The following is a 24,056-nucleotide window of genomic DNA, read 5'->3' as shown; positions in this document are numbered from 1 at the left end:
TGCGTACAATTTGGGCATGTCCGCCACCCCCACGCCATCGCTCGACACAAACCTCGATGCACGCCTGCCTGCTAATGCGGCAGATGCTGCTGCGCTGGTTGCGCAGATCCGCGCCTGGGGCGCCGAGCTCGGCTTCGATGCCATCCGCATCGCCAGCGTCGACCTCTCGCACGCTGAAGAAGGGCTCCAGACGTGGCTTGCGCAGGGGTTTCACGGTGACATGGATTATATGGCGAACCATGGATTGCTCCGCGCACGTCCCGCCGAACTTGTTGCCGGAACGGTACGCGCCGTGGTCGCACGCATGCCGTATCTGCCACATGACACCCATGCGCGCCCGGATCAGCCAGCAGCAGGCAGCGACTGGCGCACCGTCGAGTGGGACCGCATGCGCCGCCCCGAAGATGCCACCATCTCGCTCTATGCGCGCGGCCGGGACTACCACAAGGTGCTGCGCCAGCGTTTGCAGAAGCTGGCCGAGAAGATTGCCGGCGCGGTCGGGCCCTATGGCTTTCGCGTGTTCACGGATTCCGCACCGGTGTTGGAGGTGGCATTGGCCAGCAACGGCGGCCTGGGCTGGCGCGGCAAGCACACGCTGCTGCTTGATCGCGATGCCGGCTCGATGTTCTTCCTCGGCGAGATCCTGATCGACCTGCCGCTGCCAGTCGACCCGCCAGTCGAGCCGCATTGCGGCAATTGCACGCGCTGCATTGACGTCTGCCCCACGCAGGCCATCGTCGCCCCGTACACGGTGGACGCGCGCCGCTGCATCTCGTACCTGACCATCGAGCACAAGGGCAGCATCCCCGTGGAGTTGCGCGAGGCGATGGGTAATCGCGTCTATGGTTGCGACGATTGCCAGCTCATCTGCCCGTGGAACAAGTTTGCGGTGCCGGCCAACCTGCCGGATTTCGACGTGCGCAATGGATTGGATGCGGCCACGCTGGTCGACCTGTTCGGTTGGACCGAAAGCGAATTCAACCAGCGCCTGGAAGGCAGCCCGATCCGGCGCATCGGGCATGAGCGCTGGCTGCGCAATATTGCGATTGCGCTGGGCAATGCATTGCGCGGGCCGTTGCCGGACGCATCGCGTGCGCAGTTGCGGGCTGCGCTGCACGCGCGGGCCGATCACCCCTCCGAACTCGTGCGTGAACACGTCGCCTGGGCGCTGGCAGCCTGACGGCAACGCAATATCCCGCGCTTTAATTCCCCATTGGAGTCAGGGGCGGCTATTGTTTTAAAAACAAGACAATTCACATCTAGCACAAATAGAAGAAACCGTGGTTAACGCTAGATGAAGCCAGCCCTTATACCTGGCGGTACGCAAACGGTTGCGAATCAGGGCAGACACCAATGGTTTTGAAATAGAAATTTGCAAAAATAGAACCTCACAAAAAACCGCTTGTTTTCGATGTTCTCCGCCCTGTTTTTTCTTCGTCGCGCATTGCGTGAAGTGCGTGCCGGTGCATCCAATCGCATGCCCATGGTTCGGCGCGCATGGCGCCACGGCATTGCAGGCACCGCACTGCTGGCCGCCTGCACGCTGCCGGCCTGGGCGACAGTGGACCTCGAGGGCGTGCACTTTGACGACGCAACGCGCCTTGCCGGCCGCGAACTGCCGCTCAACGGCACGGGGCTGCGCTCGGTGTTCGTCATCAAGGGCTATGTGGCGGGCCTGTACCTGCCTGAACGCGCGAAGAATGCGGCGCTGGTCCTGGCCATGAAGGGGCCGAAGCGGCTGCAGATCCACCCGCTGCGCGATGTGGGTGCCGACACCTTCATTCACGCGCTGAATGACGGCATCCACCGCAACCAGACCGAAATCCAACTGCAGCGGCTGTCCGACCGTCTGACGCAGCTGGAAGACGCCATGCGGCAGATCGGCTCCACCCGCCGTGGCGACACCATCAACTTCGACTACACGCCTGACGCCGGCACCACGGTCAGCATCAACGGCGTGGCACGCGGCAAGCCCATCCCCGGCGAAGATTTCTACCAGGCCGTGCTCAGCATCTTCATCGGCAACAACCCTGTCGACCGGGATCTGAAAAGCGGGCTGCTCGGAAGCTGACGATCCGCCTGCAAACCCGCGGGCCGCGATGCTACGTATCGCGGCGCACGCCCGGCGCCGAGCGACGTGCTAGATTCGCGGGATCGTTTTTCCGCGCCGGACTTCGCCGTCATGCTCTCCCCTTTCGATGCCGTTCTCGAAGCGCCCTTCGGCAAGCTGGGCGTGCGCGTGGCCGACGGTGCCCTACGTGAACTCGTCTACCTGCCGGAGAGCACGCCCACGGTCGATTCCAGCAATGCGCTGATCCGCGAACTGGCCCACCAGCTCGATGCGTACTACAGCAACCCCAACGCCGCCTTCGATATACCGCTCACGCCTGCCGGCACGGATTTTCAGCACCGCGTGTGGAATGCCATCCGCGCCATCCCGTGCGGCAGCGTGATCACCTACGGCACCATCGCCCACCAGATCGGCAGCGTGCCGCGCGCGGTGGGCCAGGCGTGCGGCGACAACTGGTTTCCGATCCTCATCCCATGCCACCGCGTGGTGAGCGCCTCGGGCATTGGCGGGTTCTCGCACCATACCGATGGCTACCTGCTGAACATCAAGCACTGGCTGCTGCGCCATGAAGGCGTGATGCTGATATGAGAAAGGCCGCACTGAAAGACGCCGAAGCCCCTGCCCTGCCCCCGCAGAGTGCTGACGCCATCCAACGTTTCTGCGATGCGCTCTGGCTCGAAGATGGCCTCGCGCGCAACACGCTCGATGCGTACCGGCGCGACCTGACGCTATACGCGCATTGGCTGGCCGAGCGCAGCAAATCCATTGCCGAAACCGAAGACGGCGACCTTGCCGACTACTTTGCCGCGCGACATGCCGAGAGCCGCGCCTCCACGGCAAACCGACGTCGCACCGTGTTCAAGCGCTTCTTTGTATGGGCCTTGCGCGAACACGTGGTGACCACCGATCCGTCGCGCCTACTGCCCACGGCCAAGCAACCACCGCGCTATCCGAAAACGCTGTCCGAAGCACAGGTCGAGGCGCTCATCCAAGCGCCTGATGTCGACACGCCGCTCGGTCTGCGGGACCGCGCCATGATCGAGCTGATGTATGCGAGCGGCCTGCGCGTGTCGGAGATCGTCGCATTGAAGACCGTGGAAGTGGGCCTGAACGAAGGCGTGGTGCGCGTGATCGGCGGCAAGGGCGGCAAGGACCGGCTGGTGCCGTTTGGCGCCGAGGCCGGTGACTGGCTGCGGCGCTATCTCCAGGATCGTCAAACGGGCCGCACGGCGCTGCTCGGCGAGCGCACCGCCGATGCACTGTTCGTCACCGCCCGCGGCGAGGGCATGACGCGCCAGGCGTTCTGGTACCTGATCAAACGCTACGCTCTGCTCGCCGATATTCACGCACCGCTCTCGCCGCATACGCTGCGGCACGCGTTTGCCACGCATCTGCTCAACCACGGCGCTGATTTGCGCGTAGTGCAGATGCTGCTCGGCCACGCGGACATTTCCACCACGCAGATCTACACCCACGTCGCACGTGAGCGGCTGCGCACGCTGCATGCGCAGCACCATCCGCGTGGATAGCATCCCGCCTTCCTCCACATGAGCAAGTCCAAGCACGTTTCCGAAACGCCCGCTACGCAGTTCCTCAAGGCGCATGGCGTGGCCTTTACTGAACACACCTACGACTATGTCGACAAGGGCGGCACGACCGAATCGTCGCGCCAGCTTGGCGTGGATGAACACGCCGTCGTCAAGACACTGGTGATGGAAGACGAGCATGCCAAGCCGCTGATCGTGCTGATGCACGGCGATTGCTCGGTCTCCACCAAGAACCTCGCACGCCAAACTGGCCGCAAGAGCGTGCAGCCGTGCAAGCCCGAAGTGGCACAGCGGCACAGCGGCTACCTGGTCGGCGGCACGTCGCCGTTTGGCGTGCGCAAGGCGATGCCGGTGTACGTGGAAGCCTCCGTGCTGGAGCTGGAGCGCATCTATATCAACGGCGGCCGGCGCGGCTTTCTGGTAAGCATCGCGCCCACGGTGCTGACCACGGTGCTGAACGCGCAGCCCGTGCACTGTGCAAACCCCGATTGAAACGTCCGGGGTGGCTGGTGCACGCTTGCGGCCACGCTACAATCGCGCAGCCTGAATTCACAGAACACCTATGTCCCCAGTCGTCGCAACCGTTGTTTTTGCCGTGGCCGCCTACCTGATAGGCTCGATCTCGTTTGCCGTGGTGGTCAGCCGCGCCATGGGTCTGGCGGACCCGCGCACCTACGGCTCGGGCAACCCGGGCGCCACCAACGTGCTGCGCTCGGGCAACAAGAAGGCCGCGATCCTGACGCTGCTGGGCGATGCGGCCAAGGGTTGGCTGGCGGTGTGGCTTGCACAACTGCTGGCCCCGCGCTTTGGCGTGGACGAGACCGGCATCGCGCTGGTGGTGATCGCCGTGTTCCTGGGCCACCTGTATCCGGTGTTCCACCGCTTTGTCGGCGGCAAGGGTGTGGCAACGGCGGCCGGCATCCTGCTGGCGCTCAACGTCTGGCTGGGCCTGGCGACGTTGGCAACGTGGATCATCATCGCCGTGTTCTTCCGCTATTCGTCGCTGGCGGCGCTGGTGTCGGCGGTGTTTGCGCCGTTCTTCTATGTGCTGATGTTCGGTTTCGACTGGATTGCCGGCGCCGTTGCGCTGATGGCCGTGCTGCTGATCGCGCGCCACCGCGCCAATATCGCCAAGCTGCTGGCCGGCAAGGAAAGCCGCATCGGCGAGAAGAAAAAGGCCACCTAGTTCCGCAACTCGGCGCGCACAGAATGGGCGCGCCGATGCTCTCCCGGCGGTCGCCCCGTGTGCCGCCGGATCAATCGCCGGAAGGCGGACATATCCTGATAGCCGCACTGTTCGGCAATCGCCGTCAGGCTCAGCGTGCTGACTTCCAACAGGTGACACGCGCGCTCCACGCGCAGCTGGTGCAGCAATTGCAGCGGCGACGTCCCTACTGTCTTCGTGAAATGCCGCAGCAGCGTCCGCTCGCTGGTCGACGCGGCGGCGGCGAGTTTCCCCAGATCGAATCGCTCATGCAGATGCTGCTGCAGATAGCGTCGCGCGCGCAGCACGACACTGTCGCGAATGGCCGGCCTGCTGCGCAGCCAGATACCGATGGCCTCGCCGCGTGATGGGTGGTCGAGCGCCGTATTGCCCAGCGTGCGCGCCAGCCGTGCATCGGCCAGCCGCGCCACGACACGGTGCATCAACGCCACACCATGCTCCATCGCCCGCGCGGTAATAACGTTGCCGCTGCTGACAATGGCCTGCGCCGGCACCACCTTCAACTGCGGGAAATTGCCCTGCACCCAGCCGGCAATCAGCCATGTCACCGTCAGCCGCTGACCGGGTGCCAGCACGTCGGCCAGCATCGCCACACCGGTAAAGGGTGACGCCACCAGCCGGCCCGCCTCCAGATAGCGGCGGATGGTGGCGCGTTCCAGCTCCAGCAGGGCAAGGCGCTGCTCCATCGTGCCGATGTGATCGAAGTGCAGCGGCGGGACGATCAGCGCATCGCCAAGCAAGGCGTCGTCTTCCGGTAGCGCATCGCAGCGGCAAGCGAGCGTCTCTGCGGACGCCTGCCAGCGCCCGGGGTCACGCGCAACGAGCCGCCAGCCGAACACCGGGGTCTTGGCGGCATTGGCCCGCTTGCCGGCCTGCATGGAAGCCAGCGCGTTGGCCACGCCAAGCGTGTCAGCAGCCGTTGCCAGTGCGGAAAAGCCGGCGTCGGGAAAGGTCAGCAGGTCGATGTTGGGCATGCCGCAGTATAGGCACGGGCGGCAATCCACGTGGCGGGATTAACCCCAACTCTGGCGGGAATACCTCTTTCAGATCGGACCCGTCCGATTGAGGATGCGACGGTGGCTGCGCACAGACGCGGCCGCTGATAACAACATCAGGAGACTACGCACAATGCAGCGATTCATGCAGGGATTCGCACTGCGCGGCACGCTTGCCATGGCCGCGCTTGCAGCGCTGGCCGGCTGCGCAAGCACAACCGGCAGTGGCTGGGCCACACCTTCGGACACCGGCCTCTCGGCCGAGATCCGCCGCACCGCCTTCGGCATTCCGCACATCCGCGCCAACGACTACGCCAGCCTCGGCTTCGGCATGGCCTATGCCTACGCGCAGGACAACGTCTGCCTGCTGGCCGATCAGGTCGTCACCGTCAACGGTGAGCGCTCGAAGACGTTCGGGCCGGAAGGCACCGTCACCGTGTCGTTCAAGCCGGTGCCGAACACACAGTCCGATGCGTTCTTCAAGGGCGCCTTTGATGAGGCCGGCCTGCGCGCGGGCTACGCGCAGATGTCGCCCGAAGCACGGGAACTGCTGCGCGGCTACATCGCCGGCTACAACCGCTATCTGAAGGACACGCCTGCCGCAAACCGCCCCGCTGCCTGCCGCAACGCGGCCTGGGTGCGCCCGCTTACGCTGGCTGACATGATGCTGATGGGCGAAGAGAAGGCCATCCAGGCCAGTGCTGGCGCCATGCTGCAGAGCATTGTTGCGGCACAGCCGCCGGGTGGTACGCCTGTCTCCGGCGTAGCGATCCCACCGCATGCCATCGACACCGCTGCGCTTGACCGCGATCTGCAATTGCGCGACATGCCCATCGGCTCCAACGGCTGGGCCTTCGGCAAGGCCGCCACGGACAACGGCCGCGGCGTGCTGCTCGGCAACCCGCACTTTCCGTGGACGACCACCAACCGCTTCTATCAGGTCCACCTGACCGTGCCCGGCAAGCTGGACGTGATGGGCGCATCGATTGCCGCCTTCCCCGTCGTCAGCATCGGCTTCAACAAGGACGTGGCGTGGACGCACACGGTATCCACCGGCCGCCGCTTCACGGTGTTCGAACTGAAGCTCGCCGAGGGCGACCCGACCACCTACCTGATCGACGGCACGCCGCACAAGATGACCACGCGCACCGTGGCCTTTGACGTGAAGCTGCCGGACGGCCGCATCGAGCGCCGCACACACACGTTCTACGACACGGTGTACGGCCCCGTGCTGTCGATGCCTGCGGGTGGCATGCCGTGGACCACGCAGAAGGCCTATACGCTGCGTGATGCGAACCGCAACAACACGCGCTCCATCGACACGTGGCTGCACATCTCGCAAGCGAAGGACGTGGCGGGCATTCGCCAGGCGATCGGCAACCTCGGTATCCCCTGGGTCAACACGATTGCCACCGACCGCAACGGCCGCGCCATGTTTGCCGATGTGTCGACCACGCCGGATGTGTCTACCGAATCGCTCAAACGCTGCGCCCCGTCGCCCCTGGCCGACAAGCTGTTCCACGGCGTGGGGCTGGTGCTGCTTGATGGCTCGCGCAGCACGTGCAACTGGCAGGTCGATCCGGCATCCCCGGTGCCGGGGCTGGTGGCGCCAGCACGCATGCCGGTGCTGGTGCGCGACGACTACGTTGCCAACAGCAACGACAGCTCGTGGCTGAGCAATCCGGCGCAGAAGATGACCGGCTTCTCGCCAGTGATGGGTTCGATCGACGTGCCGCAGCGCCTGCGCACCCGCATCGGCCTGATCGAGATCGGCCGCCGGCTGGAAGGCAGCGACGGCCTGCCTGGCAATCGCGTCAACCTGCCGAACCTGCAGGCGATGATCTTCCGCGATGCCAACCTGGCCGGCCACCTCGTGCGTGATGATCTGCTGGCCGCATGCAAGGTCACGCAGAACCTCGATGCCGACGTGCGCGACGGCTGCGCCGCCCTTGCGCAATGGAACCTCACGGACAACGTCGACGCCCGCGCTGCCCACCTGTTCCGCGAATTCTGGATGCGCGCCAAGGACATCCCGCACGTCTACGCCGTCGACTTCAACCCGGCCGACCCCGTCCACACGCCACGCAGCCTGCGCATGAGTGACGCGACGGTACGCACGGCAGTGTTCAAGGCGCTCAAGGATGCCGTGGGCGCAGTGCGTACCGCCGGCTTTGCGCTGGACGCGCCGTTGGGCACCGTGCAGGTGGCACATGCACCGGGCGGCGACATCGCCCTGCATGGCGGTGAGGAATACGAGGGCGTGCTCAACAAGCTGTCGAGCCTGCCGATCGGGCCGAAGGGCCTGCAGGTATTCTTCGGCACCAGCTACATCCAGACCGTCACATTCGACGATCAGGGGCCGGTGGCAGACGCCATCCTGACCTATGGCGAATCGAGCGATCCGGACTCGCCGCATGCGTTTGACCAGATGCGTGCGTTCTCGGCCAAGCGCTGGAACCGGCTGCCGTTCTCGGAAGCCGCCATCGCAGGAGACCCGGCATTGAAGGTGACCAAGCTGTCGCAGTAACGCATAGCGTGCGTCGTCCCCGTGCAACGCGGGGACGCGTCTTTTTGCCGCGCATCAGGACGATTCCGCCTGCCTGAACCACTCTTGCCAGTTGTTCACAGAAGGCGCCGTGCATTTCCGGTATCACCCGAGCTGGCTCGCGTTCATCGCGGGCCATTTCTTTTGGTGCATTCGGCGCACAACCGCCCCACTTGGAGACACATCCAGCCATGGCCACTCGCATAGAACACGACCTGCTCGGCGACCGCGACATCCCCAACGACAAGTACTACGGCGTGCACACGCTGCGCGCGCTTGAAAACTTTCCGATTACCGGCACGCCCATCTCGGTCTATCCGCAATTGATCAATGCGCTGGCAGCCGTAAAAGCCGCCGCCGCGCTGACCAACCACGAGCTGGGCCTGCTGGACAAAACCCGCGCCGATGCCATCGTCACCGCGTGCAAGCAGGTACAGGCGGGCGTCGCGCACGCGCACTTTGTCGTCGACGTCATCCAGGGTGGTGCGGGCACGTCCACCAACATGAACGCCAACGAGGTCATCGCCAACCTCGCGCTCGAGCAGCTCGGCCACGCGCGCGGCGCTTATGAGCACTTGCACCCGAACGAGCACGTGAACATGAGCCAGAGCACCAACGACGTCTATCCGACAGCGTTGCACATCGCCACGCACGTGCTGGTGCTCGAACTGGTGGAAGCCATGAACGTGTTGCGCGCATCGTTCGAGCACAAGGCCAACGAATTCCGCAACGTGCTGAAGATGGGCCGCACGCAACTGCAAGACGCCGTGCCGATGACGCTGGGCCAGGAATTTGGCAGCTATGCGGTCAGCCTGGCCGAAGATCAGGCTCGGCTGCTGGAAGCGCTATCGACCATCCGGGAGATCAATCTGGGCGCCACCGCTATCGGCACCGGCATCAACACGCACCCGAATTACGCAGAAGCCGCGCGCAAGCATCTGTCGCAGATCACCGGCATCCCGCTGATCACCGCGCAGGACCTGGTGGCGGCCACCCCGGACGTCGGCGCGTTCATGCATATCTCCGGCGTGCTCAAGCGCATGGCGGCCAAGCTATCGAAGACGTGCAACGACCTGCGCCTGCTCTCCAGCGGCCCACGCGCCGGCATGGGCGAAATCAACCTGCCAGCCATGCAGGCCGGTTCTAGCATCATGCCGGGCAAGGTGAATCCGGTGATTCCGGAAGTGGTCAACCAGATCGCGTATGAGGTCATTGGCAACGACGTCACCATTACCTTCGCCGCCGAGGCCGGGCAGCTTCAGCTCAATGCGTTCGAGCCGGTCATTGCGCACAGCCTGTTCAAGAGCCTCGTGCACTTGCGCAACGGCTGCCTGACGCTGGCCGACAAGTGCGTCAACGGCATTACCGCCAACGTCGACCACCTGCGCGATAACGTGGAGCACTCCATCGGCATCGTCACCGCGCTGAACCCGCACATCGGCTACACCAACGCCACCGCCATCGCGCAAGAAGCGCTGGTGAGCGGCGCCAGCGTGTATCAGCTCGTGCTGGACAAGCGGCTGCTCAGCCAGGAAGCGCTGGATGAGATTCTGCAACCTGAAATGCTGACGCAGCCGCGCGCGGTGGCGGCGAGTTGATCTTCGCGGCAAGATGCGGGCGCCTGTGCGCGCACGCGGTTTCGCCCGCGTGCTCTGCGGCGCTTCCAGGCGCCGCCCCGCCAACCTCCATCACCGCACCTCCGACCTCCGCGCGTGCACCTTTGAGGTGAAGGCCCGGACCTCGCCACCTCCGCCGTTGCTGCTTTTTTGTTCAACGCCGGGCCTCTCCACCTCCGCACGCGCACCTTTAAGGTCCGACGTTGAACCTCGCACCTCCGGCGTCGGACCTCAAAGGTCCGCGCTTGCCCCTTTTTGGTGCAAAGCCGGACCTCTTTACCTCCGCCATCGCACCCTTGAGGTCCGCCACCCGAGGTTGGACGAGCGCGTCATCAGGCTTCGCTTGCAGCGGTAGCATTTCACGACTGCCCTGCCGAAAACAGCAGAATGCGGACACAAAAAAACGCCCCGGACATTCGGGGCGTTTTTTTGGGAGCGCGGCTCGGCTTAGTCGCGGAAGTTATTGAAATCCAGCGGTGTATCGTTCACCTCCTTGCGCAGCATGACGATCACGCTTTGCAGGTCATCGCGCTTGGCGCCGGTCACGCGCACTGCGTCACCCTGGATGCTGGCCTGGACCTTGATCTTGCTGTCCTTGATCGTCTTGACGATCTTCTTGGCCAGGTCACCCGACACGCCCTTCTTGATCTTGACGACCTGCTTCATCTTGTCGCCGCCGATTTTCTGCTTGTCCTGGTAATCCAGGAAGCGCACGTCGACGTTGCGCTTGGCGAGCTTGTTCATCAGCACGTCGTTCACCTGGCCAATCTTGAAATCGTCATCGGCAAACAGCGTCAGTTCCTGCTCCTTGTGCTCGACGCGCGAGTCCGAGCCCTTGAAGTCGAATCGCGTCGAAATCTCTTTGTTGGCCTGTTCCACGGCGTTCTTCACTTCCACCATGTTGGCTTCGCATACCACGTCAAACGACGGCATTGTGTTCTCCTTGCAGACTTGAATTCGGGTTGCGGCGGCGCCCGGCAGCGGGTGCGGCCTGCGCCATGGCTTCTATAATCTCGGCTTTTCCAGCAGATCCTGCGCCATGGCGTTGCTCGACACGCATTATCCCCTAGGCCGGCACAACACGTTCCGTTTTGAGGCCACTGCCCGCTACGCCGCGCACGTGCGCACGCCGGAGGACATCCCTGCGGCACTGGCCGACCCGCGCGTACAGGGCCTGCCGGTGCTGGTCCTGGGCGGCGGCAGCAACATCGTGCTCACGCGCGACTTTGACGGTCTGGTGCTGCTGATGGAGATTCCGGGCATCAAGACGGGCCGGGAAACGATCGATGGCCGAGAGGTCCACACCGTCACGGCCGGCGGCGGCGAATCGTGGCACGGCCTGGTCGCGCACACCGTCGCCAATGGCTTGCCTGGGCTGGAAAATCTCGCGCTGATTCCCGGCACAGTCGGTGCCGCGCCAATTCAGAACATCGGCGCATACGGCGTCGAGATCAAAGACCGCTTCCACGCCCTGCGTGCCTACGACCGCCACGCCGGCGAGTTCGTCACGTTGAACGCCGCCGATTGCGCCTTCGGCTACCGCGACAGCCTTTTCAAACGCGCCGGCACCGATCGCTACATCATCACCGAGGTGACGTTCGCGTTGCCCGTTGACTGGCAACCCGACACGCACTACGCAGAGCTGGCGCGCGAGCTGGCGGCACAGAACATCGACACGCCCACGGCACAGAACATCTTTGACGCGGTGGTCACCATCCGCCGCCGCAAGCTGCCCGACCCGGCCGAGATCGGCAACGCGGGCAGCTTTTTCAAGAACCCGATCGTCGATGCCGCCACGCGTCATGCGCTGGTCGAGCGTTTCCCGAATCTGGTCGGCTATGTGCAGCCGGACGGCACCTACAAGCTGGCCGCCGGCTGGCTGATCGATCAATGCGGCTTCAAAGGCCGGCAGAGCGGTGCTGTTGGTGTGTACGAAAAGCAGGCGCTGGTGCTGGTGCACCGGGGCGGCGGCAGCGCCGTGCAATTGATGACGCTGGCACGCGAGATTCAGGACACGGTCTATGCGCGCTTTGGCGTGCGCATCGAACCGGAACCCATCGTCATCTAAATCTCTTCGCCACGCAGGTATTCCTTCTGGATGTCGACGGTCCCCTTCTTGCCGACATCGTCGAAATGCTTGCGCAGCCACGCCTTGCCCTCGTGCCGGCCACGCTCCTTGAGCATGGTCAGGAAGCTCCAGTCCGTCACCAGCTTGGTTGATGACGACAGGTCGCCAAGCGGCTTGTCTGCTCGGATGGCGTGCAGGTAGATGTATTTCAGGCGATCGCGGTATTCGGGCTTGAGCCAGTCCTCGGCAATCAGCTTCTGCACAAACGCGATGGCGCGCATCTCGCGCAGCAACGACGCATTGAAGGTGATCTCGTTCAGGCGCTCCATCACTTCGTGCGGCTGGTCGGGCACCTCTTTGCGCAGGATCGGGTTGACGTGCACGAGCAGGATGTCCTGCGTCTTGGTCTCGTAGAAGAACGGGAACAGTACCGGATTGCCCATGTAGCCGCCGTCCCAATAGTGGTGGCGGTGGATCTCGATGGCCGGGTACAAATACGGCAGGCAAGCGGAGGCCAGAACGACCTCGGCATCGATCTCCGGCGTGTTGAAAACGCGCACGTTGCCCGTATTGACGTCGGTGGCCGCCAGGAACAGCTTGGTGTCGGGGCAGGCGCGCAGGCGCTCGAAATCGACGTGGCTGGCGAGCAGGTCGCGCAGCGGGTTGTAGTGCGTGCCCTGCGAGGTGGCGCTGATCCAGCTGTCCCACATGCGCATCCAGTCGGCTACCGGCCAGCTATCGGGAAACAGCGGCTTGCCGGAAAGCAACGCCTTGGCGCTCTCGCCCACGGTGGAAAGCGGCGAACCGGCCGTCGACACCGCCAGCCAGAACGCATGCAGCTTTTCACGCGCCCGCTCAGGCCCGCCTTCGAGCAAGCCGTCGAGCATCACCACCGCGTTCATCGAACCGGCGCTCGTGCCGCTCATGCCCTCGAACGACAGTCGCCCGTCTTCGAGCAGCGCATCAAGCACGCCCCAGGTGAACGCCCCGTGCGCGCCACCGCCCTGCAGCGCGAGGTTGATGTGCTTGCCGTGCGGCTTCTGCATGATTCCCCCATTTTTTTGGAAGCGTTCGCCCCGTAGCGCGCTTCGAATCACCCAGGATACCGGTAGATCATGGCGTATATGCCCTAAAATGGCAGGTTCGACCCTAGACCACGTTTTTTTCGCGATCCCTTCCATGACCACCGAGACTTTTGACGGCGTCCGCCTGACCACCAAGGCCAACGTGTACTTTGACGGAAAGTGCGTCAGCCACAGCTTTACCCTGCCTGACGGCACCAAGAAGTCCGTGGGCGTGGTACTGCCGGCCACGCTGACCTTCGGCACGGCCGCCGCCGAGATCATGGAATGCGTGGGCGGCTCCTGCGAATACAAGCTCGAGGGCACCGACGAGTGGAAGACCTCCGGCGCCGGTGAAAGCTTCCACGTTCCCGCGAACTCCAAGTTCGACATTCGCGTGACCGAGGCCTACCACTACATCTGCCACTACGCCTGAACCCGCCCGGAAAGACTTTTTAGAGAAAGACCATGGAAACCATCCTGCAACACGTTCCCGTCGGCCAGAAGGTCGGCATCGCCTTCTCCGGCGGCCTCGACACCAGCGCGGCCCTGCGCTGGATGAAGAACAAGGGCGCGCTGCCCTATGCCTACACCGCCAATCTCGGCCAGCCCGACGAGGAAGACTACGATGCCATCCCGCGCAAGGCGATGGAGTACGGTGCAGAGAAGGCGCGCCTGATCGACTGCCGCCCGCAACTGGCCAACGAAGGCATCGCCGCCATCCAGGCCGGCGCGTTCCACATCAGCACCGGCGGCATCACCTACTTCAACACCACGCCGCTGGGCCGCGCCGTCACGGGCACCATGCTGGTGGCCGCCATGAAGGAAGACGACGTCCACATCTGGGGCGACGGCTCGACCTTCAAGGGCAACGACATCGAGCGTTTCTACCGCTACGGCCTGCTGACCAACCCGGCCCTGAAGATCTACAAGCCGTGGCTGGACCAGACCTTCATCGACGAGCTGGGCGGCCGCGCCGAAATGTCGGCCTTCATGACGAAGGAAGGCTTCGGCTACAAGATGAGCGCCGAGAAGGCCTACTCGACCGACAGCAACATGCTGGGCGCCACCCACGAGGCGAAGGATCTGGAGTTCCTGAACGCCGGCATCCGCATCGTCAACCCGATCATGGGCGTGGCGTTCTGGAAGCCGGAAGTTGAGGTCAAGGCTGAGGAAGTGTCGGTCACCTTCGACGAAGGCCGCCCGGTTGCTGTGAATGGCAAGGAAATTGCCGACCCGGTCGAGATGTTCCTGGAGCTGAACCGCATCGGCGGCCGCCATGGCCTGGGCATGAGCGACCAGATCGAAAACCGCATCATCGAAGCCAAGAGCCGCGGCATCTACGAAGCCCCAGGCATGGCACTGCTGCACATCGCCTACGAGCGCCTGGTCACCGGCATCCATAACGAAGACACCATCGAGCAGTACCGCATCAACGGCCTGCGTCTGGGCCGCCTGCTGTACCAAGGCCGCTGGTTCGACCCGCAAGCCATCATGCTGCGCGAAACCGCCCAGCGTTGGGTGGCCCGTGCCGTCACCGGCACCGTGACGCTGGAGCTGCGCCGCGGCAACGACTACTCGATCCTGAATACCGAGTCGCCCAACCTGACGTACGCGCCCGAGCGCCTGTCGATGGAAAAGGTGGAAGACGCGCCGTTCAGCCCTGCAGACCGTATCGGCCAACTGACCATGCGCAACCTGGACCTGATGGACACGCGCGACAAGCTGGCCATCTACGCCAAGGCAGGCCTGCTGTCGCTGGGCACCAGCAACGCACTGCCCCAGCTCGACGGCGGCAAGAAGTAACTGCCTGCTGCCCAAAGCGAAAAGGCCGCTCCGACATCAATCGGAGCGGCCTTTTTATATGGCTTCTGAATTCGCTGCGGGGCTCAGTAGCGCCCGCAGAGCAGGTATTCCATCAGCGCCTTCTGCACGTGCAGTCGGTTTTCCGCTTCATCCCACACCACGCTCTGCTTGCCGTCGATCACGGCGGCTTCGACTTCCTCGCCGCGGTGCGCGGGCAGGCAGTGCATGAACAGCGCATCAGGCTGCGCGCGCTGCATCATCGCCTCGGTGACCATCCAGTCACCAAAGGCCTTCTTGCGTGCTTCGTTCTCAGCTTCGTAGCCCATGCTGGTCCACACGTCGGTGGTCACTAGGTGGGCGCCCTCGCAAGCCTCAAGCGGGTTTTCGAACACGTGCACGAACGGACGCGCGGAATCGGCCACCATGGCCGGATCCAGCTGATAGCCCTTCGGTGCAGAGAAATGGAAGCGGAAGCCGAGAATCTCGGCCGCCTGAATCCACGTGTAGGCCATGTTGTTGGCATCCCCCACCCACGTGACGGTCTTGCCCTTGATCGGGCCGCGCTGTTCGATGAAGGTAAAGATATCGGCCAGCACCTGGCACGGGTGGTATTCGTTGGTCAGCCCGTTGATGACCGGCACGCGCGAATGCGCGGCAAAACGCTCGATGATCTCTTGCCCGAAGGTACGGATCATGATGATGTCGGTCATGCGGGAGATGACCTGCGCCGCGTCTTCGATCGGCTCACCGCGCCCCAGTTGGGAATCGCGCGTGTTGAGGAAGACCGCGTGGCCGCCGAGCTGGTGGATACCAGCCTCGAACGACAGGCGCGTTCGGGTGGAATTCTTCTCGAAGATCATGGCCAGCGTGCGGTCGTGCAGCGGGTGCCACGTCTCGTAGTTCTTGAACTTGGCCTTGAGGATCGCGGAGCGGTCCAGCAGGTACTCGTACTCTTCCAGCGAAAAGTCCTTGAACTGCAGGTAGTGCTTGATCGAGCTTGGTGGGTTCATAAAACAACGAAGGCGGCCCGCAGATGACGCACCGGAAAATTCCCGTGGCACGTCGCCCTAGCCGCCTTGTCTGGTGAAGATTCAATCCATCATACGGGATCGCCGCCAGTTTGGCGAGTTCCCGCCGGGCGGTTCGCGCTACCATAAAGGCGCGGGTGAAAGGCCGATGAAAGTCTTATATAAGATATAATACTGGCTGCCTCGGATGCCTCGATCGTCCGCAAACCGGCACGACAAGCCGGTTCGTCTGATTCATGAATCGGCAACCGAGCAAGCGCATCATCCGCACCACAAGTGCACCCCGTTCGAACGTTGCGGCACCCGCGCGGTCGAAGCCGTTTGCAAATCTCCACAAGCCCCACGCAGTCCATGGCAGCCTACCCTCGCCAATTTTTTATCCAGGGCGTCACCCGTGACGGAAAGACCTTCCGCCCGAGCGACTGGGCCGATCGGCTATGCGGCGTGATGGCGCAGTTCCGCCCCGCCGGTGACACTGGGGACCCCCGCCTGACCTATTCCCCCTACGTGCGCCCCGTCATGTCGGGCGGCATCAAGAGCGTCTTCGTCGACGAGCGCCTGCGCGAAATCGAACCCAAGGCGCTCGACTTCGTGCTGAACTTCGCGCACGACAACAACCTGCAATTGGTCGAAGCCTGCATCCTGCCCGACGAGGGCACGCCAGCCTAACGCACAGCAAGCACCGCGGCGCGCCAGGCACTTTTCATGGCGCACCAAAGCAAAAAGCCTGTCCGAAGACAGGCTTTTTTACCGCCGAGTGCGACAGGTTATCTGACGCACGATGCCGGCCAGGCCGACATCAGCTGACGAACTTAGGCAGCCATTGCCTTGATGGCAGCGGACAGACGCGACTTGGCGCGTGCAGCCTTGTTCTTGTGGACGATCTTCTTGTCAGCGATGCTGTCGATCGTGCTTTGAGCGGTCTTGAATGCAGCAGCGGCTGCTGCCTTGTCGCCACCAGCCACGGCCTTGCGGACGGTCTTGATAGCGGTGCGCAGACGCGAGCGCAGTGCCGAGTTGTGGGCGTTCTGAACAACGGCTTGGCGTGCGCGCTTGCGTGCTTGTGCGGTGTTTGCCATGGAAAATATCCTGAAGAAAACTGTTGCAAGCGCCCCGGGAGACACGGAAGGCCGAAGCGCGCGAAAGCGTGAGAAACGGCAATTATACGCAGATTCCGATGCCAGATGCAAACCGTGTTGTGAAATCCCCCGAACAGTGTCTCATTGCGCCTCTTGCTGCACTTTTAGGCAGGTGGCGGGGCAGTCCCTATAATACGGCCGCATTTGCGCCAGTCCGTGACGCCAGCCGCGAACCCCGCTTGGCGCCGCCGGTCTGACCGCCATCGCTCCGTTGTGGCTGACGGGGCTGCGCCCAACCTCGCACTCATCTTGAATCTCCTCAAAACCCTCGCCACGATCAGCGGCCTGACGATGCTCTCGCGCATCACCGGGCTCATCCGCGAAACGCTGATCGCCCGTGCCTTTGGTGCCTCGGTCTACACCGACGCCTTCAACGTCGCCTTCCGCATCCCCAACCTCCTGCGCAGACTCTCGGCCGAGGGGGCATTCTCGCAGGCCTTCGTACCGATCCTGGGTGAATTCAAGAACCGCCAGGGCGAACACGAAACGCGGGCGCTGGTCGATTCCGTGGCCACGGTGATGACGTGGTTCCTCGTGGTGATCTCCGCGCTGGGCGTGATCGGCGCGCCGTTGATCGTCACCGCCGTAGCGACAGGTTTCAAGGAACACGAGAGCCAGGCCTATATCTCAGCGATCTTCATGACGCGGGTGATGTTTCCGTACATCGGCCTGGTGTCGCTGGTGGCGCTGGCCTCGGGCATCCTGAATACGTGGCGGCAGTTTGCCGTGCCCGCCTTCACACCGGTGCTGTTAAACCTGTCGTTCATCGTGGCGGCGGTGTTTGTGGCGCCGTTTCTTGAGACGCCCATCTACGCGCAGGCCTATGCGGTGATGGTGGGCGGCATCCTGCAATTGGCGATTCAGGTTCCGTCGCTGCGCAAGGTGGGGATGCTGCCGCGCGTGTCGTTCAACGTGCGTGCGGCGTGGCATCACCCGGGCGTGCGGCGCGTGCTCAAGCAGATGCTGCCAGCCACGCTGTCGGTATCGGTGGCGCAGATCAGCCTCATCATCAATACGAACATCGCCTCGCGCCTGCCGGCAGGCAGCGTGTCTTGGCTGAACTACGCAGACCGGCTGATGGAGTTCCCGACCGCGCTGCTGGGCGTGGCGCTGGGGACGATCCTGCTGCCGAGCCTGTCCAAGGCCAGCGCGGAAGACCATCGCGAAGAGTATTCCTCCCTGCTCGACTGGGGCCTGCGACTGACGGTACTGCTGGCGCTGCCGTCGGCGGTGGGGCTGTTCGTCTTTGGGGCGCCGCTCACGGCCACGCTGTTCCACTACGGCAAATTCACGGGCATGGACGTCGAGATGACCCGGCAGGCACTGACGTCGTACGGCGTCGGGCTGGTCGGCCTGATCGTCATCAAGATCCTGGCGCCGGGCTTCTATGCGCGGCAGGACATCCGCACGCCAGTAAAGATCGCGCTGGTGGTGCTGGTGGTGACACAGCTCTCCAACTACTTCTTCGTGCCGGTGTTCGGCCATGCCGGGCTGGCGCTGTCCATCAGCTTTGGTGCAACCATCAATGCAGCGCTGCTGTTTTTCGGCCTGCGCCGCCGCGGTTACTACCACCCGCTGCCGGGCTGGGGGCTGTTCCTGGCGCAGGTGACGTCGGCCGTGCTGCTGCTGGCCGGCCTGCTGCTCTGGCTTGCACACAATTTTGATTGGGTGGGATTGGGCAGCAAGCCGCTCGTGCGCATCGCATTGCTGGGGGCAAGCCTGGTTCTGTGCGCAGTGGTGTATTTCGGTACACTGTGGCTCACCGGTTTGAAGTTCTCCACGTTCAGAAAGAAGGCGATCTGATGACCACCAAAGTCCTCGATTATTTTTCTGCCCTGGTCGCGGACGACGACAGCATTCCCCTTACCGAAACCGCCCTGTCCATCGCACAGGACGCGTATCCGGACTTGGACCTGCAGGCAGAGCTGGCCGCCATCGACGTGCTGGTCGCGCGGATCAAGAACCGCGTGGCCGACGGCACGCCGGCCATCCAGCGCCTGCGCCTGCTCAACCAGTTCTTCTACCGCGAGCTGGGCTTCGGGCCCAATGCCAACGATTACTACGACCCCGAGAACTCCTACCTGAACGCTGTGCTGCAAAGCCGACGAGGCATTCCGATCTCGCTTGCGGTCCTGCTCATGGAGATCGGCCAGCAGATCGGCCTGCCGCTCAAGGGCGTGTCCTTCCCCAATCACTTCCTGGTGCGCATGAGCATTCCTGCGGGCGAGGTCGTGCTCGATCCGCTGACGGGGCAAACGCTGTCGAAGGAAGAGTTGCAGGACATGCTCGACCCGTACCTGGAGAAGGAAGGCATCGAAGACCCGAACTCGGTGCCGCTGGGGGTGTTTCTGCAAGTGGCTACGCACCGCGAGATCATCGCGCGCCTGCTGCGCAACCTGAAGGCGATCTACTTACAGGAGTCGCGCTGGCAGCGGCTGCTGGCGGTGCAGCAGCGGCTGGTGATTCTTCTGCCCGATTCCATTGAAGAAGTGCGCGACCGGGGGCTGGCCTACGCCAATCTGGAATGCTTCCGCCCCGCGCTGGAAGACCTGGAAGCGTACGTGGACGCCCGGCCCGACGCGGCCGATACGGCCAAGCTCAAGGAGCGCATGCCAACGCTGCGCGCCATGAGCAAGAACTTGAATTGACGCTTACTTCTGCGCCACCGCGCCGCGGCGGCGCTTGAGCAGCTTCCACAGCCCGCCCAGTGCCAGCGGCACAATCGCCGCGCCCAGGCCGATCAGCACGATCGTGTTCAGATGCTCACGGATGATGGGCACGTTGCCGAACAGATCACCCGCCAACACCAGCAAGCCGACCCACAGCACGGCGCCGATCATGTTGAAGAGCTGGAATTTGGCAAACGTCATCTTCGACACACCGGCCACGAACGGCGCAAACGTACGCACCACCGGAATGAAGCGCGCCATCACCAGCGTCTTGCCGCCGTGGCGCTCGTAGAAGCCGTGCGTTTTCATCAGTGCTTCGTGATCAAGGAAGCGGATGTGACCGTCAAATACCTTGGGGCCGATCCACGAGCCGACGAAGTAGTTGACAGTGTTGCCCGTCGTAGCGGCAATCACCAGCAGCACGATCAGCAGCCAAGTATCCATTTGGCCGGTCGCGCACATGGCGCCGGCAATGAAGAGCAGCGTGTCGCCCGGCAGGAACGGCAGCACCACCAGACCGGTTTCGGCAAACACGATGGCGAACAGCAGCACGTACACCCACGCGCCGTACTGCTGAATGAGCAGGCCCAATGATTTGTCGACATGCAGAACGATGTCGACCAATTGCATCACGATATCCAAACCATCCCCCTAAGCGAGCGGGGAATGATACCGGATGCGACTTAGATTTCCCCTAGCCCTCTGTGGGGACATCAGGGGCTTGCGTCCCTGCGCCGCACAGGGTGTGACATTTATAATGCGTCGATGACTTCCGCCTCCGACTCCACCACCCGCCGCCCCATCCGTCCGCTTCCCGACCAGTTGATCAGCCAGATCGCGGCCGGTGAGGTGGTCGAGCGGCCGGCCTCCGTGGTCAAGGAACTGCTGGAGAACGCACTGGACGCGGGCGCCACGCAGCTCCAGATCAAGCTGGAAGAAGGCGGCGTGCGGCGGATCGCCATCACCGACAACGGCGGCGGGATTCCGGCCGCGGAACTGCCCGTCGCGCTGATGCGGCATGCGACCAGCAAGATCGGCTCGCTGGAAGAGCTGGAATCGGTGGCGACGCTGGGGTTCCGTGGGGAGGCGCTGGCCTCGATTGCCTCGGTAGCGGAGTTGACGCTCACCTCGCGCACGGCCAATGACACGCACGCCACGCAAATCGTCGCGCAAACGGGGCGCGCGCAGCCGGCTTCGGGCGGCGTCGGCACCACGGTCGATGTGCAGCATCTGTACTTCAACACGCCGGCGCGCCGCAAATTCCTGAAGACCGAACAGACCGAGCTGGGTCACTGCATGGAAGTGATCCGCCGCACCGCGCTGGCGCGGCCCGATGTGGCCATCTCCGTGCATCACAACGGCAAGCCGCTGGAGCACTGGAACGCCACGCAAGCCGACAGTCGTACGGCGGCCGTGCTCGGTACCGAATTCGCGCGCGCGCGCCTGCCCTTCGAAGAGGAAGCGGGCGAGCTGCGCCTCTTCGGCTTTGCCGGCCTGCCAACCGCCTCGCGCGGCCGGGCGGACCACCAATTCTTCTACGTCAACGGCCGCTTTGTGCGCGACCGCCTGCTCACACATGCCGTGCGCAGCGCCTACGAAGACGTGCTGCATGGCGACCGCTTCCCTGCCTACGTGCTGTGCCTGGAGCTGCCGCCCGAAGCGGTGGACGTGAACGTGCATCCGTCCAAGATCGAGGTGCGCTTCCGTGACAGCCGCGCCGTGCACCAGTTTGTCTACCACGCGGTGCAGCGCGCGCTGTCTCGCCATGCTGGCGAGCAAGGCGACAGCCTGCGCACGGACATTGCGGATGCGCCAGGCGCTGCGGCCACACCTGCACCTGCCGACAACACCACGCGCTGGATCAACCAGATGGCTGCGCGGCAAACGTCGCTCGGCATCGCGCAGCCGCGTGCGGAATACCTGTCGATGATGCGCGGTGACAGCACGCCAATGCCATCGAGCCGCCCCGCGTGGATGGCCGACGTACCAAGCGCCACCACGCTGTTCGACGGCGGCACCGCAATCGTCGAGGCGCCCGTTACAGCGCCGGCCATGCCGACCGCCGAAACGGAATCCGATGACGATGCCCACCCGCTCGGCTTCGCGGTCGCCCAGTTGCATGGCATCTACGTGCTGGCACAGAACACGCGCGGCATGGTGCTGGTCGACATGCACGCCGCGCACGAGCGCATCCTCTACGAACAACTGAAGACGGCACTGGAAGCCAAACGCGTCGAAGTGCAGCCGCTGCTGATTCCGGTCACGTTTGCCGCAAGCCCGGTGGAGATCGGCACCGCTGAGGAATTCCGCGACACGCTCACGCTGCTCGGCTTCGACATCTCCGCCGTGTCGCCGACGACGCTGGCCGTGCGCTCGGTGCCGACGCTGCTGCAGAAAGCCGACGCGCAAGCCCTCGCCCGCGACGTGCTGCGTGACCTGCAGGCCTATGGCGGTTCGCGCGTGCTGGCCGAGCGCCAGAACGAGTTGCTCGCCACACTCGCCTGCCATTCCGCCGTACGCGCCAACCGTCGCCTGAACCTGGACGAGATGAACGCGCTGCTGCGCCAGATGGAAGCCACCGAGCGCGCCGACCAATGCAACCACGGCCGCCCGACGTGGATTCAATTGACCGTGGCCGACCTGGACCGCCTGTTCCTGCGCGGCCAGTGAGCGTGTGATGACCGTGTCTTCTGTCAACGCGCCCCGCGCTGTCTGCCTGCTCGGGCCCACCGCATCGGGAAAAACCGCTGCCGCGCTGAAGCTCGCCGAGCGCTGGCCCGTCGAGATCATCAGCATGGATTCCGCGCTGGTATATCGCGACATGGACATCGGCACCGCCAAGCCCAGCCCCGAGGAGCAGGCCGTCGCGCCGCATCACCTGATCGACATCATCGATCCGCTGGACCCGTATTCGGCCGCACAGTTCGCCAACGATGCGAACGCGCTGATCGACGCCATCCGCGCGCGCGGCAAGCTGCCGCTCATCGTTGGCGGCACGATGCTGTATTACAAGGCGCTCACGCAGGGGCTCTCCGATCTGCCCGGTGCCGACCCGACTATCCGCGCAGAGATCGATGCCGAAGCCGCACGCGAAGGCTGGCCGGCGCTGCATGCGAAGCTCGCATTGGTCGACCCCATCACCGCTGCGCGACTGCATACGACCGATGCGCAACGCATCCAGCGTGCGCTGGAGCTGTATCGGCTTACTGGCCAGCCGATGTCGGCGCTGCTCGCGCGCGAGGTCGGCGCAAATGCGTTCCAGCAGCACGATGCCGCTGCGCCGTATTTGACGATTGCGCTGGAGCCGTCGGATCGCCTCGTGCTGCATGCACGTATCGCCCAGCGCTTCGATGCCATGCTCGCCGGCGGCCTGCTCGACGAGGTGGAAGCGCTGCGCAAACGAGGCGACCTGTCGCCCACGCTGCCGTCCATCCGCTGCGTGGGCTATCGCCAGACATGGGCCTACCTGGATGGCGAGATCGACATGGCTGCCTTGCGTGAACAGGGCATCGCCGCCACACGCCAACTCTGCAAGCGCCAGATCACGTGGCTGCGCAGCACACCAGAGCGGCACGTGGTCGATTGCCTCGCCCCCGATTACGTCGACCAGGTCGCGCGCCTGGTCCAAACCTCATTGGAATCGCCATCACCACAATGACAACCGCTGATACCGCCACCACCTTCACGCTGCGCCCGGCCACGCCGGAGGACTGCGCCGCACTGGTCCGCCTGATCACCGCACTGGCCGAGTACGAGAAGCTCACGCACCTCGTGCAGACTACGCCCGAGGCGCTCGCGACGATGCTGTTCGGCCCACGCCCCTATTGCGAGGCGGTGCTGGCGGAAGTCGATGGTCAAGCCGTCGGTTTTGCGCTGTTCTTCCACAATTTCTCGACGTTCCTGTGCAAGCCCGGCCTGTATCTGGAAGACTTGTTCGTCGAGCCGCAACATCGTGGCCTGGGTATTGGCAAGGCACTCCTGATTCACCTCGCGCGCCTGGCGCAGGAACGCGACTGCGGCCGCTTTGAATGGAGCGTGCTCGACTGGAACGCGCCGTCCATCGCCTTCTACGAAGCCATGGGCGCTGACGTGCTGCCCGAGTGGCGCATCTGCCGCGCCACTGGCGACGCACTCGGCAAGATGGCCGCCATCCCCATGCCAGCAACGCTGGCAGCGTAAGGCCAGACGCTCCGGATTCGGCCCCCGAATTTGACCGCAAGCCCCGGAGTGTCGCGTGCGCGCCGGGCGCCTACCCTTCGCTACATCAATCACCACGTTGATGGAGC

23 protein-coding genes are annotated in these 24,056 nt (G+C 63.9%); 17 read left to right on the top strand and 6 right to left on the bottom strand.

What is annotated here, in order from left to right; all coding sequences use genetic code 11:
• Positions 1–16 precede the first annotated feature (16 nt).
• The 6 genes from queG to plsY all read left to right on the top strand — a co-directional run bounded on the left by queG (position 17) and on the right by plsY (position 4,804).
• A complete protein-coding gene (queG, locus tag R2N11_RS05315) occupies positions 17–1,180 on the top strand; it encodes a tRNA epoxyqueuosine(34) reductase QueG (RefSeq protein ID WP_316680409.1) in 1,164 nt (387 codons plus the stop codon).
• A gap of 231 nt (positions 1,181–1,411) precedes the next feature.
• On the top strand, positions 1,412–2,071 hold the full coding sequence (locus R2N11_RS05310) for a chalcone isomerase family protein (RefSeq protein ID WP_316680408.1): 660 nt from the start codon (positions 1,412–1,414) through the stop codon (positions 2,069–2,071).
• Between the two features lie 111 nt (positions 2,072–2,182).
• Complete coding sequence (locus R2N11_RS05305) at positions 2,183–2,659, top strand: methylated-DNA--[protein]-cysteine S-methyltransferase (RefSeq protein WP_316680407.1); 477 nt, start codon at positions 2,183–2,185, stop codon at positions 2,657–2,659.
• Positions 2,656–3,600 carry a site-specific tyrosine recombinase XerD gene (gene xerD, locus R2N11_RS05300; RefSeq protein WP_316680406.1) on the top strand — a complete coding sequence of 315 codons (945 nt, stop codon included), beginning with the start codon at positions 2,656–2,658 and terminating at the stop codon, positions 3,598–3,600. Before R2N11_RS05305 ends, xerD begins: the two co-directional genes overlap by 4 nt.
• A gap of 18 nt (positions 3,601–3,618) precedes the next feature.
• Entirely contained in the window at positions 3,619–4,110 is a 492-nt protein-coding gene (gene ybaK, locus R2N11_RS05295) for a Cys-tRNA(Pro) deacylase (protein WP_316680405.1), read from the top strand.
• Between the two features lie 70 nt (positions 4,111–4,180).
• Positions 4,181–4,804 carry a glycerol-3-phosphate 1-O-acyltransferase PlsY gene (plsY, locus tag R2N11_RS05290; protein ID WP_199032817.1) on the top strand — a complete coding sequence of 208 codons (624 nt, stop codon included), beginning with the start codon at positions 4,181–4,183 and terminating at the stop codon, positions 4,802–4,804.
• Here the strand turns inward: plsY and R2N11_RS05285 are convergent.
• A complete protein-coding gene (locus tag R2N11_RS05285) occupies positions 4,801–5,817 on the bottom strand; it encodes a GlxA family transcriptional regulator (RefSeq protein WP_316680404.1) in 1,017 nt (338 codons plus the stop codon). The two genes, plsY and R2N11_RS05285, sit on opposite strands and share 4 nt — an antisense overlap.
• A gap of 154 nt (positions 5,818–5,971) precedes the next feature.
• On the opposite strand from R2N11_RS05285, the gene R2N11_RS05280 reads away from it, so the two are divergent.
• Positions 5,972–8,365, top strand: coding sequence for an acylase (locus R2N11_RS05280; protein WP_316680403.1), 2,394 nt, complete (start codon positions 5,972–5,974; stop codon positions 8,363–8,365).
• Between the two features lie 209 nt (positions 8,366–8,574).
• The gene (gene aspA, locus R2N11_RS05275) at positions 8,575–9,981 is read left to right on the top strand and encodes an aspartate ammonia-lyase (RefSeq protein ID WP_316680402.1); all 1,407 of its coding nucleotides are present in this window, start codon (positions 8,575–8,577) and stop codon (positions 9,979–9,981) included.
• 465 nt (positions 9,982–10,446) lie between these two features.
• Here aspA and R2N11_RS05270 read toward each other — a convergent pair whose 3' ends face one another.
• Entirely contained in the window at positions 10,447–10,932 is a 486-nt protein-coding gene (locus tag R2N11_RS05270) for a YajQ family cyclic di-GMP-binding protein (protein ID WP_316680401.1), read from the bottom strand.
• 106 nt (positions 10,933–11,038) lie between these two features.
• Between R2N11_RS05270 and murB the strand changes: the two genes are divergently transcribed.
• The gene (gene murB, locus R2N11_RS05265; protein ID WP_316680400.1) at positions 11,039–12,067 is read left to right on the top strand and encodes a UDP-N-acetylmuramate dehydrogenase; all 1,029 of its coding nucleotides are present in this window, start codon (positions 11,039–11,041) and stop codon (positions 12,065–12,067) included.
• Here the strand turns inward: murB and R2N11_RS05260 are convergent.
• Positions 12,064–13,113, bottom strand: a complete 1,050-nt coding sequence (locus R2N11_RS05260) for a patatin-like phospholipase family protein (protein ID WP_199031898.1) — start codon at positions 13,111–13,113, stop codon at positions 12,064–12,066. The two genes, murB and R2N11_RS05260, sit on opposite strands and share 4 nt — an antisense overlap.
• A 133-nt stretch (positions 13,114–13,246) precedes the next feature.
• Here R2N11_RS05260 and ppnP point away from each other — a divergent pair, with 133 nt between their 5' ends.
• Both ppnP and argG read left to right on the top strand, forming a co-directional pair.
• Positions 13,247–13,564: a pyrimidine/purine nucleoside phosphorylase gene (gene ppnP, locus R2N11_RS05255; RefSeq protein WP_199031897.1), complete on the top strand. Its 318-nt coding sequence runs from the start codon at positions 13,247–13,249 to the stop codon at positions 13,562–13,564.
• A 32-nt stretch (positions 13,565–13,596) separates the two neighbouring features.
• A complete protein-coding gene (gene argG / locus R2N11_RS05250) occupies positions 13,597–14,934 on the top strand; it encodes an argininosuccinate synthase (protein WP_199031896.1) in 1,338 nt (445 codons plus the stop codon).
• An 83-nt stretch (positions 14,935–15,017) separates the two neighbouring features.
• Here the strand turns inward: argG and argF are convergent, their stop codons facing one another.
• Positions 15,018–15,944, bottom strand: coding sequence for an ornithine carbamoyltransferase (gene argF / locus R2N11_RS05245; RefSeq protein ID WP_199031895.1), 927 nt, complete (start codon positions 15,942–15,944; stop codon positions 15,018–15,020).
• 369 nt (positions 15,945–16,313) lie between these two features.
• On the opposite strand from argF, the gene R2N11_RS05240 reads away from it, so the two are divergent.
• On the top strand, positions 16,314–16,631 hold the full coding sequence (locus R2N11_RS05240) for a DUF3579 domain-containing protein (protein WP_199031894.1): 318 nt from the start codon (positions 16,314–16,316) through the stop codon (positions 16,629–16,631).
• Positions 16,632–16,774: 143 nt separating this feature from the next.
• On the opposite strand, the gene rpsT is transcribed toward R2N11_RS05240, so the two are convergent.
• On the bottom strand, positions 16,775–17,041 hold the full coding sequence (rpsT, locus tag R2N11_RS05235) for a 30S ribosomal protein S20 (protein WP_199031893.1): 267 nt from the start codon (positions 17,039–17,041) through the stop codon (positions 16,775–16,777).
• A 309-nt stretch (positions 17,042–17,350) separates the two neighbouring features.
• Here rpsT and murJ point away from each other — a divergent pair, with 309 nt between their 5' ends.
• Together murJ and R2N11_RS05225 are read left to right on the top strand one after the other, a co-directional pair.
• Positions 17,351–18,904: a murein biosynthesis integral membrane protein MurJ gene (gene murJ / locus R2N11_RS05230; protein WP_316680399.1), complete on the top strand. Its 1,554-nt coding sequence runs from the start codon at positions 17,351–17,353 to the stop codon at positions 18,902–18,904.
• Positions 18,904–19,749 (top strand): SirB1 family protein, encoded by an 846-nt coding sequence (locus R2N11_RS05225; protein ID WP_021195860.1) that lies wholly within the window; start codon positions 18,904–18,906, stop codon positions 19,747–19,749. The genes murJ and R2N11_RS05225 overlap by 1 nt, the downstream gene beginning before the upstream one ends.
• Positions 19,750–19,752: 3 nt before the next feature.
• Here the strand turns inward: R2N11_RS05225 and R2N11_RS05220 are convergent, their stop codons facing one another.
• Positions 19,753–20,400 carry a VTT domain-containing protein gene (locus tag R2N11_RS05220; RefSeq protein WP_316680398.1) on the bottom strand — a complete coding sequence of 216 codons (648 nt, stop codon included), beginning with the start codon at positions 20,398–20,400 and terminating at the stop codon, positions 19,753–19,755.
• A 135-nt stretch (positions 20,401–20,535) separates the two neighbouring features.
• Here R2N11_RS05220 and mutL point away from each other — a divergent pair, with 135 nt between their 5' ends.
• Genes mutL through R2N11_RS05205 form a run of 3 tightly spaced genes read left to right on the top strand, consistent with a single transcriptional unit; the run spans position 20,536 to position 23,949 of the window.
• Positions 20,536–22,440, top strand: coding sequence for a DNA mismatch repair endonuclease MutL (gene mutL / locus R2N11_RS05215; RefSeq protein ID WP_316680397.1), 1,905 nt, complete (start codon positions 20,536–20,538; stop codon positions 22,438–22,440).
• A gap of 7 nt (positions 22,441–22,447) precedes the next feature.
• Positions 22,448–23,428: a tRNA (adenosine(37)-N6)-dimethylallyltransferase MiaA gene (gene miaA / locus R2N11_RS05210; protein WP_316680396.1), complete on the top strand. Its 981-nt coding sequence runs from the start codon at positions 22,448–22,450 to the stop codon at positions 23,426–23,428.
• Entirely contained in the window at positions 23,425–23,949 is a 525-nt protein-coding gene (locus tag R2N11_RS05205) for a GNAT family N-acetyltransferase (RefSeq protein ID WP_316680395.1), read from the top strand. The genes miaA and R2N11_RS05205 overlap by 4 nt, the downstream gene beginning before the upstream one ends.
• The last annotated feature ends 107 nt before the right edge of the window (positions 23,950–24,056 follow it).

This window comes from Ralstonia flaminis (assembly GCF_958415495.1).
Lineage (GTDB): Bacteria > Pseudomonadota > Gammaproteobacteria > Burkholderiales > Burkholderiaceae > Ralstonia > Ralstonia flaminis.
Note: the sequence above shows the minus strand (reverse complement) of the source record. Positions and strands in the feature narration are given on the sequence as shown.

Coding starts and splice junctions, on each gene's coding strand:
- murB (WP_316680400.1), top strand. CDS start 11,039: ATGGCGTTGCTCGACACGCATTATCCCCTAGGCCGGCACAACACGTTC.
- R2N11_RS05205 (WP_316680395.1), top strand. CDS start 23,425: ATGACAACCGCTGATACCGCCACCACCTTCACGCTGCGCCCGGCCACG.
- ybaK (WP_316680405.1), top strand. CDS start 3,619: ATGAGCAAGTCCAAGCACGTTTCCGAAACGCCCGCTACGCAGTTCCTC.
- plsY (WP_199032817.1), top strand. CDS start 4,181: ATGTCCCCAGTCGTCGCAACCGTTGTTTTTGCCGTGGCCGCCTACCTG.
- R2N11_RS05260 (WP_199031898.1), bottom strand. CDS start 13,113: ATGCAGAAGCCGCACGGCAAGCACATCAACCTCGCGCTGCAGGGCGGT.
- xerD (WP_316680406.1), top strand. CDS start 2,656: ATGAGAAAGGCCGCACTGAAAGACGCCGAAGCCCCTGCCCTGCCCCCG.
- R2N11_RS05310 (WP_316680408.1), top strand. CDS start 1,412: ATGTTCTCCGCCCTGTTTTTTCTTCGTCGCGCATTGCGTGAAGTGCGT.
- R2N11_RS05285 (WP_316680404.1), bottom strand. CDS start 5,817: ATGCCCAACATCGACCTGCTGACCTTTCCCGACGCCGGCTTTTCCGCA.
- R2N11_RS05220 (WP_316680398.1), bottom strand. CDS start 20,400: ATGCAATTGGTCGACATCGTTCTGCATGTCGACAAATCATTGGGCCTG.
- aspA (WP_316680402.1), top strand. CDS start 8,575: ATGGCCACTCGCATAGAACACGACCTGCTCGGCGACCGCGACATCCCC.
- queG (WP_316680409.1), top strand. CDS start 17: ATGTCCGCCACCCCCACGCCATCGCTCGACACAAACCTCGATGCACGC.
- ppnP (WP_199031897.1), top strand. CDS start 13,247: ATGACCACCGAGACTTTTGACGGCGTCCGCCTGACCACCAAGGCCAAC.
- miaA (WP_316680396.1), top strand. CDS start 22,448: ATGACCGTGTCTTCTGTCAACGCGCCCCGCGCTGTCTGCCTGCTCGGG.
- mutL (WP_316680397.1), top strand. CDS start 20,536: ATGACTTCCGCCTCCGACTCCACCACCCGCCGCCCCATCCGTCCGCTT.
- R2N11_RS05305 (WP_316680407.1), top strand. CDS start 2,183: ATGCTCTCCCCTTTCGATGCCGTTCTCGAAGCGCCCTTCGGCAAGCTG.
- R2N11_RS05225 (WP_021195860.1), top strand. CDS start 18,904: ATGACCACCAAAGTCCTCGATTATTTTTCTGCCCTGGTCGCGGACGAC.
- R2N11_RS05280 (WP_316680403.1), top strand. CDS start 5,972: ATGCAGCGATTCATGCAGGGATTCGCACTGCGCGGCACGCTTGCCATG.
- R2N11_RS05240 (WP_199031894.1), top strand. CDS start 16,314: ATGGCAGCCTACCCTCGCCAATTTTTTATCCAGGGCGTCACCCGTGAC.
- argF (WP_199031895.1), bottom strand. CDS start 15,944: ATGAACCCACCAAGCTCGATCAAGCACTACCTGCAGTTCAAGGACTTT.
- R2N11_RS05270 (WP_316680401.1), bottom strand. CDS start 10,932: ATGCCGTCGTTTGACGTGGTATGCGAAGCCAACATGGTGGAAGTGAAG.
- argG (WP_199031896.1), top strand. CDS start 13,597: ATGGAAACCATCCTGCAACACGTTCCCGTCGGCCAGAAGGTCGGCATC.
- rpsT (WP_199031893.1), bottom strand. CDS start 17,041: ATGGCAAACACCGCACAAGCACGCAAGCGCGCACGCCAAGCCGTTGTT.